The organism is Streptomyces sp. NPDC023157 (assembly GCF_055560575.1).
The window spans coordinates 462279-478637 of the sequence record NZ_JBVHIL010000009.1; the positions used below are offsets into that span (position 1 = coordinate 462279).

At 70.1% G+C, this 16359-nt stretch carries 12 protein-coding genes; 9 read left to right on the forward strand and 3 right to left on the reverse strand.

All coding sequences use genetic code 11. The features are described 5' to 3' along the window. Nucleotides 1-116: 116 nt before the first annotated feature. Nucleotides 117-4070: a type VII secretion protein EccCa gene (eccCa, locus tag ACZ3ZE_RS30710; RefSeq protein WP_363293160.1), complete on the reverse strand. Its 3954-nt coding sequence runs from the start codon at nt 4068-4070 to the stop codon at nt 117-119. 181 nt (nt 4071-4251) lie between these two features. Between eccCa and eccD the strand changes: the two genes are divergently transcribed. The 6 genes from eccD to ACZ3ZE_RS30740 all read left to right on the forward strand — a co-directional run bounded on the left by eccD (nt 4252) and on the right by ACZ3ZE_RS30740 (nt 11394). After that, a complete protein-coding gene (gene eccD / locus ACZ3ZE_RS30715; protein ID WP_361626209.1) occupies nt 4252-5727 on the forward strand; it encodes a type VII secretion integral membrane protein EccD in 1476 nt (491 codons plus the stop codon). A 248-nt stretch (nt 5728-5975) separates the two neighbouring features. Then, nucleotides 5976-6266, forward strand: a complete 291-nt coding sequence (gene rpsO, locus ACZ3ZE_RS30720; protein ID WP_329424763.1) for a 30S ribosomal protein S15 — start codon at nt 5976-5978, stop codon at nt 6264-6266. A gap of 293 nt (nt 6267-6559) precedes the next feature. Continuing rightward, complete coding sequence (locus ACZ3ZE_RS30725; protein ID WP_361177466.1) at nt 6560-8785, forward strand: polyribonucleotide nucleotidyltransferase; 2226 nt, start codon at nt 6560-6562, stop codon at nt 8783-8785. Continuing rightward, on the forward strand, nt 8782-10161 hold the full coding sequence (locus ACZ3ZE_RS30730) for a M16 family metallopeptidase (RefSeq protein ID WP_361177464.1): 1380 nt from the start codon (nt 8782-8784) through the stop codon (nt 10159-10161). The genes ACZ3ZE_RS30725 and ACZ3ZE_RS30730 overlap by 4 nt, the downstream gene beginning before the upstream one ends. Nucleotides 10162-10196: 35 nt before the next feature. Further along, nucleotides 10197-10949, forward strand: a complete 753-nt coding sequence (dapB, locus tag ACZ3ZE_RS30735) for a 4-hydroxy-tetrahydrodipicolinate reductase (RefSeq protein WP_467261509.1) — start codon at nt 10197-10199, stop codon at nt 10947-10949. Between the two features lie 4 nt (nt 10950-10953). After that, entirely contained in the window at nt 10954-11394 is a 441-nt protein-coding gene (locus tag ACZ3ZE_RS30740) for a hypothetical protein (protein ID WP_361626212.1), read from the forward strand. A 41-nt stretch (nt 11395-11435) separates the two neighbouring features. Here the strand turns inward: ACZ3ZE_RS30740 and ACZ3ZE_RS30745 are convergent, their stop codons facing one another. Together ACZ3ZE_RS30745 and ACZ3ZE_RS30750 are read right to left on the reverse strand one after the other, a co-directional pair. Then, nucleotides 11436-12017 carry a hypothetical protein gene (locus ACZ3ZE_RS30745; RefSeq protein ID WP_361177458.1) on the reverse strand — a complete coding sequence of 194 codons (582 nt, stop codon included), beginning with the start codon at nt 12015-12017 and terminating at the stop codon, nt 11436-11438. Between the two features lie 53 nt (nt 12018-12070). Next, nucleotides 12071-12310: a hypothetical protein gene (locus ACZ3ZE_RS30750; protein ID WP_361177456.1), complete on the reverse strand. Its 240-nt coding sequence runs from the start codon at nt 12308-12310 to the stop codon at nt 12071-12073. 163 nt (nt 12311-12473) lie between these two features. Between ACZ3ZE_RS30750 and thyX the strand changes: the two genes are divergently transcribed. The 3 genes from thyX (at nt 12474) to ACZ3ZE_RS30765 (ending at nt 16101) form a co-directional block, all read left to right on the forward strand. Beyond that, complete coding sequence (gene thyX / locus ACZ3ZE_RS30755) at nt 12474-13214, forward strand: FAD-dependent thymidylate synthase (protein WP_361177454.1); 741 nt, start codon at nt 12474-12476, stop codon at nt 13212-13214. 178 nt (nt 13215-13392) lie between these two features. Beyond that, nucleotides 13393-14292, forward strand: a complete 900-nt coding sequence (gene dapA, locus ACZ3ZE_RS30760) for a 4-hydroxy-tetrahydrodipicolinate synthase (RefSeq protein WP_361177452.1) — start codon at nt 13393-13395, stop codon at nt 14290-14292. Nucleotides 14293-14415: 123 nt separating this feature from the next. Continuing rightward, on the forward strand, nt 14416-16101 hold the full coding sequence (locus ACZ3ZE_RS30765) for a ribonuclease J (RefSeq protein WP_361177450.1): 1686 nt from the start codon (nt 14416-14418) through the stop codon (nt 16099-16101). Nucleotides 16102-16359 lie beyond the last annotated feature (258 nt).

Sequence of the window (16359 nt, forward strand, 5' to 3'; positions counted from 1 at the left end):
AGCGCTGATCAGTGCTGACCAGTGCTGACCAGTGCTGATCAGGGCGGTGCGACCCTGCCGCCCACCCTAGCGACGCCCCCGTCCCCGTACACCGGAAACCGGAAGCACGGCCCCCGTCACGTCCGGTCCGGCATCCACCCCAGCTGGACCAGCGGCATCCCGCGCTTGCGGGAGACGAAGGTGCCGCGGCCCGGAGGCATCTTCCTGGCACGGACGTTGCCGAGGATGTCGCCCTCGCCCGGGTCACCGGAGAGGATCACGCCCTGGGCGCCGAGCTCCTTCGCGCGCTGCATGAACGGCTCGTACATCGCGCGCGAGGCGCCGGCCGCGTTGCGGGCCACGATGAAGCGGATGCCGACGTCGCGCGCGAACGGCAGGTTCTCCACCAGGACCTGGAGCGGGTTGCCCGAGTTCGTCGCGACCAGCTCGAAGTCGTCGATCAGGACGAAGAGCTGCGGACCCGTCCACCAGCTGCGGTCCCGCAGCTGCTGCGGGGTGATGTCCGGCTTCGGGGCGCGCTTGGTCATCACCGTGTTGATGGCGTCCATGTGCATCTGCATGGCCGAGGCCATCGGCGCGTACTCCAGCAGGTGCGAGGGCGCCACCGCCTCCAGCATCGTGCGCCGGTAGTCGCCGACGACGATCCGGGCCTGCTCCGGGGTGTACCGCTCGCACAGCTGCTTGGCGATCAGACGCAGCAGCGCCGTCTTGCCGGACTCGCTCTCGCCGAAGATCAGGAAGAACGGGTCCGTCTCGAAGTCGACGAACACCGGCTCCAGGTTGGTCTCGTCGATGCCGATCGCGATGCCGTGCTGCGGGTACTCGAAGCCCTTCGGCAGCTGCTCCGCCGGCAGCCGGCGCGGCAGCAGCCGCACGGCCGGGGCCGGGGCACCCGTCCAGGCGGCCTTCGCGGCCTGGACGAAGGCGGCCGTGCCCTCGGACAGGTCCTCCGCCGCACTCGACCCGTCGATGCGCGGCAGCGCCCCCATGAAGTGCAGCTTCTCCGGCACCTGGCCGCGGCCGGGCACGCCCGGCGGCACGTTGGCCGCGACCTTGCGGTCGAACTCGGAGTCCATGACGTCACCGAGCCGCAGCTCCAGACGCCCCAGCATCTGGTCCTTGAGGGCCGCCCGCACCTCCATGTAACGGGCCGCGGTGATCACCACGTGGATGCCGTAGCCCAGACCGCGCGCCGCGAGGTCCGAGACGACCGGCTCCAGCATGTCGTAGTCGTTGCGGAAGCCGCCCCAGCCGTCCACGACCAGGAACACGTCGCCCCAGGCCTCGCCCGGCAGCTCACCGGCCGCGCGCTTGCGCCGGTACGTGGCGATGGAGTCGATGTTGTTGGCGCGGAAGAACTCCTCCCGCCGGTTGAGCACCCCCATCACCTCGGCGACCGTACGCCGCACCCGCTCCGGGTCGAGCCGGGACGCCACACCGCCGACATGCGGCAGATCGGCCAGCGAGGACATGCCGCCACCGCCGAAGTCCAGGCAGTAGAACTGCACCTCGGCCGGCGTGTGGGTGAGCGCGAACGACGACACGAGCGTGCGCATCAGCGTCGACTTGCCGGACTGCGGACCGCCCACCACCATCATGTGGCCCGCCGCACCCGAGAAGTCCCGGTACAGCACCTCGCGCCGCTGCTCGAAGGGCTTGTCGATGAGACCGAGCGGCACGGTCAGCCCGCCGGGGCGGCTGTACTCCGTCGCCGTGAGCCCCCGGTCCGCGGTCTGCGCGAGCCCCGGCAGCAACTGGTCCAGCGTGGGCGCCTGGTCGAGCGGCGGCAGCCACACCTGGTGGGCCGGCACGCCCTGCCCCTCCAGCCGGCGCACGATGACGTCGAGGACGGTGTCCGCGAGGGCGTCGTCCTCCTGGGCGCGCTGCGCCGTCAGATACGCCGGGTCGGGCGCCGCGTACACCACGGGCACCGGCGAGGCCGTGAACAGCGCCGGCCGCCGCTCGATCGGCAGCTGCCCGGCCTCCAGCCGCGGACCGCCCGTACGGTACGTCCCCGAGACGTACGCCGCCTTGAAGCGGGTCATCTCGTCCGTACCGAACTTCAGATAGCCGGAACCCGGCACCGACGGCAGGTGGTACGCGTCCGGCACACCGAGCGCCGTGCGCGACTCCGCGGCCGAGAAGGTCCGCAGACCGATCCGGTACGAGAGGTACGTGTCCAGGCCGCGCAGCTTGCCCTCCTCCAGGCGCTGCGAGGCCAGCAGCAGATGCACACCGAGCGAACGCCCGATGCGGCCGATCTGGATGAACATGTCGATGAAGTCAGGCTTGGCGGTGAGGAGTTCGGAGAACTCGTCGATCACCAGGACCAGCGAGGCCAGCGGCTCCAGCGGAGCACCCGCCGCCCGCGCCTTCTCGTAGTCGTGGATGTTCGCGTAGTTGCCCGCCGACCGCAGCAGCTCCTGCCGCCGCTGCAGCTCACCGCGGATCGCGTCGCCCATGCGGTCGACCAGCGTCAGGTCGTCCGACAGGTTGGTGATGACCGCCGCCACGTGCGGCATCTGCGACATGCCCGCGAAGGTCGCGCCGCCCTTGAAGTCCGCGAGGACGAAGTTCAGCGTCTCCGAGGAGTGCGTCACCGCGAGCCCCAGCACCAGCGTGCGCAGCAGCTCCGACTTGCCGGAACCCGTCGCGCCCACGCACAGGCCGTGCGGGCCCATGCCCTCCTGCGCGGCCTCCTTCAGGTCCAGCATGACCGGCTGCCCGTCCTCGCCGACCCCGATCGGCACCCGCAGCCGCTCGGCGACCGACCGCGGCCGCCAGGTGCGCGCCACGTCCACCGAGGCGGCGTCGCCCAGGTTCAGCAGATCCGTGAAGTCCAGGTTGGCCAGCAGCGGCTCGTCGTCGTCCCCGCCGCCCATCCGCAGCGGCGCCAGCTGCCGGGCCAGCGCCTCCGCGGCCGGCAGCGACATGCCGTCCGGCACACCCTCGTACGCGAAGCCGCCACCCGACTCCAGCCGCAGCCGCCCCGGCCGTACGACCACGGACAGACCGCCGCGCTGCTCGTCGAGCTCACCGGAGACCACCTCGACGATGGTCACGCCCTGCAGGCCCTCGGCCGCCGCGAGCAGCGAGTCCGGCGGCACCATCCCGCCGTCCAGGACCACCACCACGTGCGGCTGGTCCAGGACCGGCTGGTTGTCCCGGCTGAACCGCGGCCGCCCGTCCAGGCGCGAGCGGATCAGCTGCTCCAGCTCGCCCAGGTCGTCGCCGAACAGGCGCTTGGTGCCCGCCCCGTCGACCGTCCCCGGCACCTGGGTGTGCGGCAGCCACTTCGTCCAGTCCCAGCGCTCCTGCGCACCGCGCGCCGCCACCACGGCCAGCATCAGGTCGTCGGGGGAGTGCAGCGTCACCAGCTGCGCCACCAGACCGCGCGCCGCGGACTGCGCCGACTCCGGATCACCGGAGACCGTCACGTGGTAGAACGCCCGCATCGACACCGCCATCGGCAGCCCGTCCAGGGTGCCGTGCACGGCGAGGAACTGCTGCATCGCGCCCGCGCACAGCGGCTCCAGCTCGTCCACCGGCGCCGTGTCCGGCGCCACCAGCGGAGTCGCCAACTGCTGCGCGCCCAGACCGATCCGCGCCTGCGCGAAGTCGTGGTCGCCGACCCGCCGCTCCCAGACCCGCGAACCCTCGGCGACCACCGACCACAACTGCTCGGGCGCCGGGTGCAGATACAGCTGCGCGTCCCGCTGGCGACGGGCCGTGCGGCGCACCGTACGCCGGGTCTGCGCGAGGTATTTGAGGTAGTCCCGCCGCACATCGGCCATTTGCCCCTGCGTACCGCGGCGGAATCTCACGAACTGGGCGATCGCCATCGCGACCGTCGACGCCAGCATCAGGACGCCCATGATGCGCATGATCGGCGACGGCGTCATGAAGAAGAAGACCACGGACGAGCCCATGCCCAGCATCGGGAGGAGCTGCATCAACGCGGACTCCTGCTGTCCCCGCGGAAGTTCCGGCGGAGACTCCAGGACCAGTTCCTCACCGGGTACTTCCGGAGGAAGGGACCTCGGCGGGCGTTTGACGACGATCTGGCTCACCGGCGCATCAATCCCTCGTTACGGGCGGGCTCGTGAGGGAGTCACCGCATCCGCGCCCCCGTCGGCTGTGTTCCATGCGGTCTCCCCCGTGAGTGCAGGATCCTACTTGCAGCCACCCCCACCGGTCCCCGGTAGGGTGGCGCCGCAGTGTGCGCAACCGCGAATCAGGGGGTCCAGAAACGTGAGTACGACCGCAGCGACCGGCTTCTGCCGCGTCACCGTCGTGGCGCCCGACAGCCGTATCGACGTCGCACTCCCCGAGGACATCGCCGTCGCCGACGTCCACCCGGAGATCCTCCGGCTCACCGGGCAGACCCAGCCGGCCGGCACCCCCACCGGCTACCACCTGGTCCGGCGCGACGGCTCCGTCCTCGACGGCGCCCGCTCGCTCGCCGCCCAGCAGGTCCTCGACGGCGAGGTGCTCTCGCTGCGCCCCTTCGCGCAGTCGCTGCCGCCCGCCGTCTTCGACGACGTCTCCGACGCCGTCGCCTCCGCCGTCACCCGCGACCGGCACCTGTGGAGCGACGACCTGCTGCGCGGCGCCGGACTCGTCGGCGGCGTGCTACTCCTCGTCCTCATGGGCTTCGTCCTCTGGTTCGCCGACCCGCTCCGGCACGACATGCACAGCCTGCCCGGCGTCATCGCGGGCGCCGCCGGCGTGCTGCTCACCGCCTTCGCCGGCGTCCGCGCCCGGGTCTACGGCGACCGCGCCACCGCCGTCGCCCTGGGCCTCGGCGCACTGCCGCTGCTGCTCATCGCCGGCTCCGGCATCATCGCCCCCGACGCGGGGCAGGGCCCCGGCCGGCTCCAGTTCCTGCTCGGCTGCGTCAGCGTCCTGGTCGCCGCCGTCGCGCTCGTCGCGCTCACCCCGAGCGGCGACGCCCCGTTCGTGGCGGCCACCTTCCTGGCCACCGTCGGCACCCTCGCCACCTTCCTGGCGATCCTGACGGAGTCCTCCGCCACCGAGACCGCCGCCGTCTGCGTCCCCGTGGCCATCGGCCTGGTCGCCTTCCTGCCCGGCCTCTCGGCCCGCTTCGCCCGCCTGCCCATCGGCTACGCCTCCCCGCGCAGCGCCTCCGAGGACGAGTTCCTGGCCGACCCGCACCGCGCGGCCCACGAGGAGGCGCAGCCCGTCGACGGCGAGCGGATCGCCCTGCAGGCCCGCCGCGGCCACGAGATGCTGCTCGGCCTGGTCGGCGGCTGCGCGGCCGTCGTCGTCGGCTCCGCCGCGGTCCTCGGCTTCGCCGGGAACGTCTGGGGACAGCTCCTCGCGCTCGCCGCCGGCCTCGCGATGCTGCTGCGCGCCCGGCTCTTCCGCTACACCTCGCAGGTCGCCTGCGTCCTGGTGGCCGGTCTCGCCGCCATCGCCCTGCTGATCCTCGGCCTCTCCCTGAACCCGCCGGTCGACCTGGTCAAGGACCTCGTCCTGTACGGGGACCGCGGCGGCCTCGACGTCCGCACGATCTGGCTGACCGCGGCCGTCGCCGCCGGTGCCGCCCTGGTCACCGCCATCGGCCTGATCATCCCGAGGAAGGGCCTCTCGCCCTTCTGGGGCCGCCTGCTCGACCTCGCCGAGGGCTTCGTCCTGCTCTCCCTGGTCCCGCTCTGCCTCGCCGTGCTCGACGTGTTCATGGCCGCCCGGTCGCTCACCAGCTAGTGATCGGGCGGTAGCGACCGCCCGGTGGTGACCGCCCGGTCACCAGGGAAGGGTCACCCGAACGGCCTCACCGGCGAGCTGGTACGCTGTGTGACGGCCGTTTGTGTACGCGCTCCCGGAATCACCCTGTTCTCAGGACAGGCTCGGGGAGCAGCGCTCATCGGACCTTCGCTCGCGAGTCACGGAAGATTCCCCTGAGAACCAGACCAGGGGCACTCGTGGGCGCACGAAACCAAGAGGAGATCCGCGTGGCTCTCGACGCCGCTGTCAAGAAGCAGATCATGACCGAGTTCGGCACCAAGGAGGGCGACACCGGCTCCCCCGAGGTCCAGGTCGCGATGCTGTCCCGCCGCATCTCGGACCTGACCGAGCACCTCAAGACCCACAAGCACGACCACCACTCCCGTCGTGGTCTGCTGATCCTGGTCGGCCAGCGCCGCCGCCTGCTGCAGTACCTGGCCAAGAAGGACATCCAGCGCTTCCGTGCGCTGGTCGACCGCCTCGGCATCCGCCGCGGTGCGGCCGGCGGCGCCAAGTAAGCAGCCGTGAAGGGAGCGGTTCCCACTTTCAGGGGGCCGCTCCCTTTGCTGTACGTGCGAAAGGTGCGCCGCGGACCGTAGGCTGGTGACACAACCGCACGCACAACAGGACAGACGAAGAGCGAGAAGCCGCCTGCTCGCCGCCGGTCCTCGGTAGTGGCCCCCGGGCAAGAGACCCGGGAGCTTCGATCGAAGACCGGCCCGCACCCAGCGCGCTTCTCCGCCTCCGTCGACACCGTCCCCGGCCACACGGGCCGAAGGACGCAAAGACGAACACGTAGGAGAAACCGCTAGTGGAGAACGAGACCCACTACGCCGAGGCCGTCATCGACAACGGCACCTTCGGCACCCGCACCATCCGCTTCGAGACCGGCCGTCTGGCCAAGCAGGCCGCCGGCTCCGCCGTCGCCTACCTGGACGACGACACCATGGTCCTCTCGGCGACCACCGCCTCGAAGCGCCCCAAGGACCAGCTCGACTTCTTCCCCCTCACGGTGGACGTCGAGGAGCGCCAGTACGCGGCCGGCAAGATCCCCGGCTCCTTCTTCCGCCGGGAGGGCCGCCCCTCCGAGGACGCGATCCTCACCTGCCGCCTGATCGACCGGCCGCTGCGCCCCTCCTTCAAGAAGGGCCTGCGCAACGAGATCCAGATCGTCGAGACGATCATGGCGCTCAACCCCGACCACCTGTACGACGTGGTCGCGATCAACGCCGCGTCCGCCTCGACGATCCTGGCGGGCCTGCCCTTCTCCGGCCCCATCGGCGCCACCCGCGTCGCCCTGATCAAGGGCCAGTGGGTCGCGTTCCCGACGCACACCGAGCTCGAGGACGCGGTCTTCGACATGGTGGTCGCCGGTCGCGTCCTGGAGGACGGCGACGTCGCGATCATGATGGTCGAGGCCGAGGCCACCGAGAAGACCATCCAGCTCGTCGCGGACGGCGCGGAGGCTCCCACCGAGGAGATCGTCGCCGCCGGCCTCGAGGCCGCGAAGCCCTTCATCAAGGTGCTCTGCAAGGCCCAGTCGGACCTCGCCGCCAAGGCCGCCAAGCCCACCGGCGAGTTCCCGGTCTTCCTGGACTACCAGGACGACGTCCTGGAGGCGCTCACCGCCGCCGTCAAGGGTGAGCTCACCAAGGCGCTCACCATCGCCGGCAAGCAGGAGCGCGAGGCCGAGCTCGACCGCATCAAGGAGATCGCGGCCGAGAAGCTCCTCCCGGCCTTCGAGGGCCGCGAGAAGGAGATCGGCGGCGCCTACCGCGCGCTGACCAAGAAGCTGGTCCGCGAGCGCGTCATCAAGGACAAGGTCCGCATCGACGGCCGTGGCCTGACGGACATCCGTACGCTCGCGGCCGAGGTCGAGGCCATCCCGCGCGTGCACGGCTCGGCGCTGTTCGAGCGTGGCGAGACCCAGATCCTGGGCGTCACCACCCTCAACATGCTCCGCATGGAGCAGCAGCTGGACACCCTCTCCCCGGTGACCCGCAAGCGCTACATGCACAACTACAACTTCCCGCCGTACTCCGTCGGTGAGACCGGCCGCGTGGGCTCGCCCAAGCGCCGCGAGATCGGCCACGGCGCGCTCGCCGAGCGCGCCATCGTGCCGGTGCTGCCGTCGCGCGAGGAGTTCCCCTACGCGATCCGCCAGGTGTCCGAGGCCCTCGGCTCCAACGGTTCGACGTCGATGGGCTCGGTCTGCGCCTCCACCATGTCGCTGCTGAACGCCGGTGTGCCGCTCAAGGCCGCCGTCGCCGGTATCGCCATGGGTCTGATCTCCGAGGAGATCGACGGCCAGACGCACTACGTCGCCCTCACCGACATCCTCGGTGCGGAGGACGCGTTCGGCGACATGGACTTCAAGGTCGCCGGCACGAAGCAGTTCGTGACCGCGCTCCAGCTCGACACCAAGCTGGACGGCATCCCCGCCTCCGTCCTGGCCGCCGCGCTGAAGCAGGCCCGCGACGCGCGTCTGCACATCCTCGACGTGATGAACGAGGCGATCGACGTTCCGGACGAGATGTCCCCGAACGCGCCGCGCATCATCACCGTCAAGATCCCGGTGGACAAGATCGGTGAGGTCATCGGCCCCAAGGGCAAGATGATCAACCAGATCCAGGAGGACACCGGCGCCGAGATCACGATCGAGGACGACGGCACCATCTACATCGGTGCCCAGCAGGGCTCGCAGGCCGAGGCCGCCCGCGCCACGATCAACGGCATCGCCAACCCGACCATGCCGGAGGTCGGCGAGCGCTACCTGGGTACGGTCGTCAAGACCACCACCTTCGGTGCCTTCGTCTCCCTGCTCCCGGGCAAGGACGGCCTGCTGCACATCTCGCAGATCCGCAAGCTCGCCGGTGGCAAGCGCGTGGAGAACGTCGAGGACGTGCTCGCGATCGGCTCCAAGGTGCAGGTCGAGATCGCCGAGATCGACCAGCGCGGCAAGCTGTCCCTCATCCCCGTCATGGCGGACGAGGACGGCGCCGAGGGTACCGAGAAGAAGGACGACACCGACCAGTGACGTCCCGTAGTTCCCGCGCGACGGCCCGCCCCTCCTCGGAGGGGCGGGCCGTCGCCCGTACCCAAACGCTTCTTCCCGGCAAGGACGGCATCGGCACGGTCCGGCGCACCACCCTGCCCGGCGGCCTCCGGATCGTCACCGAGACCCTTCCGTCGGTGCGCTCCGCCACCTTCGGCATCTGGGCCCACGTCGGTTCCCGCGACGAGACCCCGACGCTCAACGGCGCCACCCACTACCTGGAACACCTCCTCTTCAAGGGCACCCACCAGCGGTCCGCCCTCGACATCTCCTCCTCGATCGACGCGGTCGGCGGCGAGATGAACGCCTTCACGGCGAAGGAGTACACCTGCTACTACGCCCGGGTCCTCGACACCGATCTGCCGCTGGCGATCGACGTCGTGTGCGACATGCTCACGGGCTCGCTCATCCTCGACTCCGACGTGGACGCCGAACGCGGTGTGATCCTCGAGGAGATCGCGATGACCGAGGACGACCCCGGCGACATGGTGCACGACCTGTTCGCGCAGACCATGTTCGGCGACACCCCGCTGGGCCGCCCGGTCCTCGGCACCGTCGACACGGTCAACGCGCTCACCCGGGACCGGATCGCCCGCTTCTACAAGAAGCACTACGACCCGACCCACCTGGTCGTCGCCGCCGCCGGCAACGTCGACCACGCCACGGTGGTACGCCAGGTCCGCCGCGCCTTCGAGAAGGCCGGCGCCCTCACCCGTACCGACGCCGCCCCGATCGCCCCGCGCGACGGGCACCGCACCCTGCGCACCGCGGGCCGGGTCGAGCTGCTCGGCCGCAGGACCGAGCAGGCCCACGTGGTCCTCGGCATGCCGGGCCTGGCCCGCACCGACGAGCGCCGCTGGGCGCTCGGCGTGCTGAACACCGCCCTCGGCGGCGGCATGTCCTCCCGCCTCTTCCAGGAGGTCCGGGAGAAGCGCGGCCTGGCCTACAGCGTGTACTCGTACACCTCGGGCTTCGCCGACTGCGGCCTCTTCGGCGTGTACGCGGGCTGCCGCCCCAGCCAGGTCCACGACGTGCTGCGGATCTGCCGGGACGAGCTCGACAAGGTCGCCACCGACGGGCTCACGGACGACGAGATCGCCCGCGCCATCGGGCAGCTCTCCGGTTCGACCGTGCTCGGCCTGGAGGACACCGGCGCGCTGATGAACCGCATCGGCAAGAGCGAGCTGTGCTGGGGCACCCAGATGTCGGTCGACGACATGCTGACCCGCATAGCGGCGGTCACCCCCGACGAGGTACGGGAAGTGGCCCGCGATGTACTGGAGCAGCGGCCCTCGCTCTCGGTGATAGGCCCGCTGAAGGACAAGCAGGCGGACCGCCTCCACCAAGCGGTCTCCTGACCCTCTCTTCTCGTCACATGTAAGGAACCAGAGCTATGAGCAAGCTGCGCGTGGCGGTCCTCGGGGCCCAGGGCCGCATCGGCTCCGAAGCGGTCAGGGCCGTCCAGGCCGCCGAGGACATGGAACTGGTCGCGGCCCTCGGCCGCGGCGACAAGCTGGAGACCCTGGTCGAGGCGGACGCCCAGGTCGTGGTCGAGCTGACCACGCCCTCCTCGGTCATGGAGAACCTCGACTTCTGCGTGCGCCACGGCATCCACGCGGTCGTCGGGACCACCGGCTGGAACGAGGAGCGCCTCGCGCAGCTGAACGGGTGGCTCGCCGCCACTCCCGGGACCGGTGTCCTGATCGCCCCGAACTTCTCCATCGGAGCGGTCCTCACCATGAAGTTCGCGCAGATCGCGGCGCCGTACTTCGAGTCCGTCGAGGTCGTCGAGCTGCACCACCCGCACAAGGTGGACGCCCCCTCGGGCACCGCCACCCGCACCGCCCAGCTGATCGCCGCGGCCCGCGCCGAGGCCGGCCTCGGCGCCCAGCCGGACGGGACGACGAGCGGCCTGCCGGGGGCACGCGGCGCCGACGTGGACGGTGTCCCCGTGCACGCCGTACGCCTCATGGGCCTGCTGGCCCACCAGGAGGTGCTGCTCGGCGGCGAGGGGGAGGCGCTGACGATCCGTCACGACTCCCTGCACCACTCCAGCTTCATGCCGGGCATCCTGCTGGGCGCCCGCCGGGTGGTGAGCACCCCGGGTCTCACCTTCGGCCTGGAACACTTCCTGGACCTGGGCTGACGTCATGGGCGGAAAGATCACGTACGTCTTCCTCGCCACCGTCCTCGTCCTCGTCTTCGGCGTGGTGGGGATGGAAGGCGTCCTGCTGCTGCTGACCGGCGAGCCGGCCGCGATGGGCATGGGCGCCGTGGCGTTCCTGCTCCCGCTGGTCGGCGTCTGGTTCCTGTGGAAGAACACCCGCTTCGCGCGCCGGGCCAACCGCCTGGCCGCGGAGCTGGAGGCCGAGGGCGGACTGCCCGTCGACGAGCTGAGGCGCACTCAGGGCGGTCGCATCGACCGCGACTCGGCCGACGAGGTCTTCGAACGGCGCAAGGCCGAGACCGAGGACACCCCGGACGACTGGCGCTGCTGGTTCCGGCTCGCGGTGGCGTACCACGACGCCCGCGACACCCCGCGAGCCCGCCAGGCGATGCAGCGGGCGATCACGCTGCACGAGGCGGCCTAGGACCTGCGCGGGGGCCGCCTCCGGGCGGCCCCTCGCCGGCTCTAGCGGGCGGCCGACCCCGCGAACTCGGGGTGTTCGGCGTGCTCGGAGTACTCGGCGTTCCAGGCCTCGACCGTGTCGGCGGCACGGTCGAAGGCCTCGACGCGCGAGAGGAAGTCCGAATTGTGGTCGGTGAACAGCTGGGTCTGCTCACCGCCATGGCGTACGAGCATGAGGGCCTGGCCCTGGACGGTGCGGGGGAGTCCCAGCCAGCGCACCGGCTGCTGCGCGGTGCGCACCTCGGAGACCTTCGGCCACGGCACGGTCCGGGTCGTGAAGAACCTGACCTGGCGCAGGCCGGCCCGGCTCACCCACACGCCCATGCGCAGCAGGCGCAGGGCGGCGAGGATGATCAGCGCGGCGACACCGAAGGTGAACGCGGCGCCGCCGAGCGCTCCGGCGACGGCGATGACGACCGCGGCCAGCAGCACGAACGAGGCGAGCAGCAGCGCGAGCGCCGCCATGCCCACGCGCCACGGTCCGGGCCGGTACGGACGACGCCACTGATCGTGGTCGTCGAACGGCAGCGCGATGTCGTCGGTCGCGTCGAAAGCACGGTCGGCCGTCAGAAAGGGCAGGGGCACGACAGGTCCTCACTCACAAGCACGTTCGGTGGGCTGTGCCCGGTGAGGCTACCTCAGCGCCCGTCGGAAGCCTCGGACTGCTGTTGGTGAGCGCCGGTGCTCCCCGACTGGAGGGAGGGCATTCCGAGGACGAGCGCTCCGACGAGGCCTGCCACCACGGTCAGCCCGATCAGCGTACGGCCCAGCACCTGGGACGGGGTGGGACGCTCGCGAGGCGGCGGAGTGACGTTACTGCGGAAGCGGTCGGACTCCGCGACGAACGCGAACGGGACGGCCTCTCGCCGGCGGAACATCAGGGTCACTCTCCTCGGACTCGGTGCGGATGACGTCTGTCACAGGTACAGACGAGCGAATCGAGGTTTTGGTGCCCTTTTTCATCAAAGCGGTCGAATCTCATCCTTGGGTAGGACGTGACTAGAGTGGGCGACTGCAACAGCCCGAACGGAAGGACCGCCGGTGACCGACACACCCACCGAGAACCAGAAGATCGACTTCCGGAGCGACGTCACCGTCGATCTGGTCAAGAGCGCGGCCGGTGACTCGGACGTGCTCTGGGCGGCGCGGGTGTCCACGGCGGGCGAGCAGTCGCTGGAGGAGCTCCAGAAGGACCCGGAGCGCTCCAAGGGCCTCATCAACTACCTGATGCGGGACCGCCACGGCAGCCCCTTCGAGCACAACTCGATGACCTTCTTCATCAGCGCCCCGATCTTCGTCTTCCGCGAGTTCATGCGGCACCGGGTGGGCTGGTCGTACAACGAGGAATCGGGCCGCTACAGGGAGCTCGACCCGGTCTTCTACGTCCCGGACGCCTCCCGCAAGCTGGTCCAGGAGGGCCGCCCGGGCAAGTACGTCTTCGTCGAGGGCTCCGAGGCCCAGCACGAGCTCGTCGGCCGCTCCATGGAGGACTCGTACCGCCAGGCGTACGCGACCTACCAGGAGATGCTGGCCGCGGGCGTCGCCCGCGAGGTCGCCCGTTCGGTCCTGCCGGTGGGCCTGTACTCCTCGATGTACGCCACCTGCAACGCGCGCTCCCTGATGCACTTCCTCGGACTGCGCACCCAGCACGAGCTCGCCGCCGTGCCCTCGTTCCCGCAGCGTGAGATCGAGATGGTGGGCGAGAAGATGGAAGAGCACTGGGCCAGGCTGATGCCGCTCACCCACGCGGCCTTCAACAAGAACGGCCGTGTGGCCCCGTAGAGCACATAAGTACGAACTTCTCCCGCGAAGTGTCCGTATTGCGACGTTTCACGAAGTTCATCTAGGCTGATCAAACGGACCCGGCACTGCTTGAACCCCCGAGCAGGCAGTGCCGGGCTCCTTTTCTCACGTCCCCCTAGGGGACACCCGGCGTTGAGCAGCGAGTAGCGTGTTACCCATGGCCCCGATCTCCACTCCGCAGACCCCCTTCGGGCGGGTCCTCACCGCCATGGTCACGCCCCTGACGGCGGACGGCGCACTCGACCTCGACGGCGCCCAGCGACTCGCCACCCACCTCGTGGACGCAGGCAACGACGGCCTGGTCGTCAACGGCACCACCGGCGAGTCCCCCACCACCACCGACGCGGAGAAATCGCAGCTCGTACGGGCCGTACTGGAAGCGGTCGGTGACCGTGCCCATGTCATCGCCGGCATCGGAACCAACGACACCCACCACACGCTGGAGCTCGCCCGCGCCGCCGAGCGCGACGGCGCACACGGCCTGCTCGCCGTCACGCCGTACTACAACAAGCCTCCACAAGAGGGCCTGTACCGGCACTTCTCGGCCATCGCCGACGCCACCGAGCTCCCGGTGATGCTCTACGACATCCCCGGTCGCAGCGGCGTCCCGATCGACACCGAGACGATCGTCCGCCTCGCCGAGCACCCCCGGATCGTCGCCAACAAGGACGCCAAGGGCGACCTCGGCCGCGCCAGCTGGGCCATCGCCCGCAGCGGCCTCGCCTGGTACTCCGGCGACGACATGCTCAACCTTCCGCTGCTCTCCGTGGGCGCCTGCGGCTTCGTCTCCGTGGTCGGCCACGTGGTCACCCCGGAACTCCGCGCCCTCCTGGAGGCCTACCTGGCCGGCGACGTCCAGAAGGCCACCGAGATCCACCAGCGGCTGCTCCCGGTCTTCACCGGCATGTTCCGCACCCAGGGCGTCATCACCACCAAGGCCGCGCTCGCCCTCCAGGGCCTCCCGGCCGGGCCCCTGCGGCTCCCGCTGGTCGAGCTCAGCGACCAGGAGACGGCCCAGCTCCAGCAGGACCTCGCCGCCGGCGGGGTAGAGCTCTGACCAGCCTGTCGACAGACTTCACAACTGAACACCCGTGACTGAAAAAACACACAGCAAGTGCACGAATGTCATGCGCGCCACGTGCCCGAGCCGGTACGTGGCGTGTGTGGTGAGGAGAGACTTTTGAGCCATCCGCATCCTGAACTCGGTACCCCGCCGAAGCTGCCCCAGGGCGGCCTCCGTGTCACCCCGCTCGGTGGGCTGGGTGAGATCGGCCGGAACATGACGGTCTTCGAGTTCGACGGCCGTCTGCTGATCGTCGACTGCGGCGTCCTCTTCCCCGAGGAGGAGCAGCCGGGTGTCGACCTGATCCTGCCCGATTTCACCACCATCCAGGACCGCCTCGACGACATCGAGGGCATCGTCCTGACCCACGGCCACGAGGACCACATCGGTGGCGTGCCGTACCTGCTCCGGCTCAAGCCGGACATCCCGCTCATCGGCTCCAAGCTGACGCTCGCCCTCATCGAGGCGAAGCTGCAGGAGCACCGCATCCGCCCCTACACCCTCGAGGTGGCCGAGGGCGACCGCGAGCGGCTCGGCCCCTTCGACTGCGAGTTCATCGCCGTCAACCACTCCATCCCCGACGCGCTGGCCGTCGCCATCCGCACCCCCGCGGGCATGGTCGTCCACACCGGCGACTTCAAGATGGACCAGCTGCCGCTGGACAACCGCCTCACGGACCTGCACGCGTTCGCGCGCCTGAGCGAAGAGGGCATCGACCTCCTGCTCTCGGACTCGACGAACGCCGAGGTCCCGGGCTTCACCGCGCACGAGCGGGACATCTCCAACGTCCTGCGCAACGTCTTCGCCAACGCCCAGAAGCGCATCATCGTGGCCAGCTTCGCCAGCCACGTGCACCGCATCCAGCAGATCCTGGACGCCGCCCACGAGTACGGCCGCAGGGTCGCCTTCGTCGGCCGCTCCATGGTCCGCAACATGGGCATCGCCCGCGACCTGGGCTATCTGCGGGTCCCCGCCGGCCTGGTCGTGGACGTGAAGTCGCTGGACGACCTGCCGGACGACGAGATCGTGCTGGTCTGCACGGGTTCCCAGGGCGAGCCGATGGCCGCGCTGTCCCGGATGGCCAACCGCGACCACCAGATCCGGATCGTCCCCGGCGACACGGTCATCCTGGCCTCGTCCCTCATCCCGGGCAACGAGAACGCGGTCTACCGCGTGATCAACGGCCTGACCCGCTGGGGCGCCAACGTCGTCCACAAGGGCAACGCCAAGGTCCACGTCTCGGGCCACGCCTCGGCCGGCGAGCTGCTGTACTTCTACAACATCTGCAAGCCGAAGAACCTCATGCCGGTCCACGGCGAGTGGCGCCACCTGCGCGCCAACGCCGAGCTGGGCGCCATGACGGGTGTACCCAAGGACCACATCGTCATCGCCGAGGACGGCGTCGTCGTCGACCTGGTCGACGGCCGCGCCCGGATCACCGGCAAGGTCCAGGCGGGGTACGTGTACGTCGACGGCCTCTCGGTCGGCGACGTCACCGAGTCCTCCCTGAAGGACCGCCGCATCCTCGGCGAGGAGGGCATCATCTCGGTCTTCGTGGTGGTGGACTCGTCCACCGGCAAGATCGTCAGCGGCCCGAACATCCACGCCCGGGGCTCCGGCATCGAGGACTCCGCGTTCGACGCGGTCCTCCCGAAGGTCGGCCAGGCCCTGAACAAGTCCGCCCAGGACGGCGTGATGGAGCCGCACCAGCTCCAGCAGCTGATCCGGCGCACGGTCGGCAAGTGGGTGTCGGACACCTACCGCCGCCGGCCGATGATCCTCCCGGTGGTCGTGGAGGTCTGACGGACCGGCACACACCAGGAGCGGGGCGCCTCGATTTGCATCGGGGCGCCCCGCTCCAGTACGTTTACGGCTCCGCCAGAACGGGAACCGCCGAGCGCCACAGTGCGCCGGTACGGAAACCGGGAGGCGGGAAAACCGGCTCAGAACTTCTGATAAAGTCGGAACACGCCGGAAGGCCCCGAGAAAAACAAATCGGGACCGGAAAGCACCGAGGAAATCGGATCGGAAAGATCTGATAGAGTCGGAAACGCAAGAACG

Bases quoted from the DNA above. Each gene is read 5' to 3' on its own strand.
- dapB (WP_467261509.1), top strand. From the start codon at position 10,197: ATGAGCAAGCTGCGCGTGGCGGTCCTCGGGGCCCAGGGCCGCATCGGC.
- ACZ3ZE_RS30740 (WP_361626212.1), top strand. From the start codon at position 10,954: ATGGGCGGAAAGATCACGTACGTCTTCCTCGCCACCGTCCTCGTCCTC.
- ACZ3ZE_RS30750 (WP_361177456.1), bottom strand. From the start codon at position 12,310: ATGTTCCGCCGGCGAGAGGCCGTCCCGTTCGCGTTCGTCGCGGAGTCC.
- dapA (WP_361177452.1), top strand. From the start codon at position 13,393: ATGGCCCCGATCTCCACTCCGCAGACCCCCTTCGGGCGGGTCCTCACC.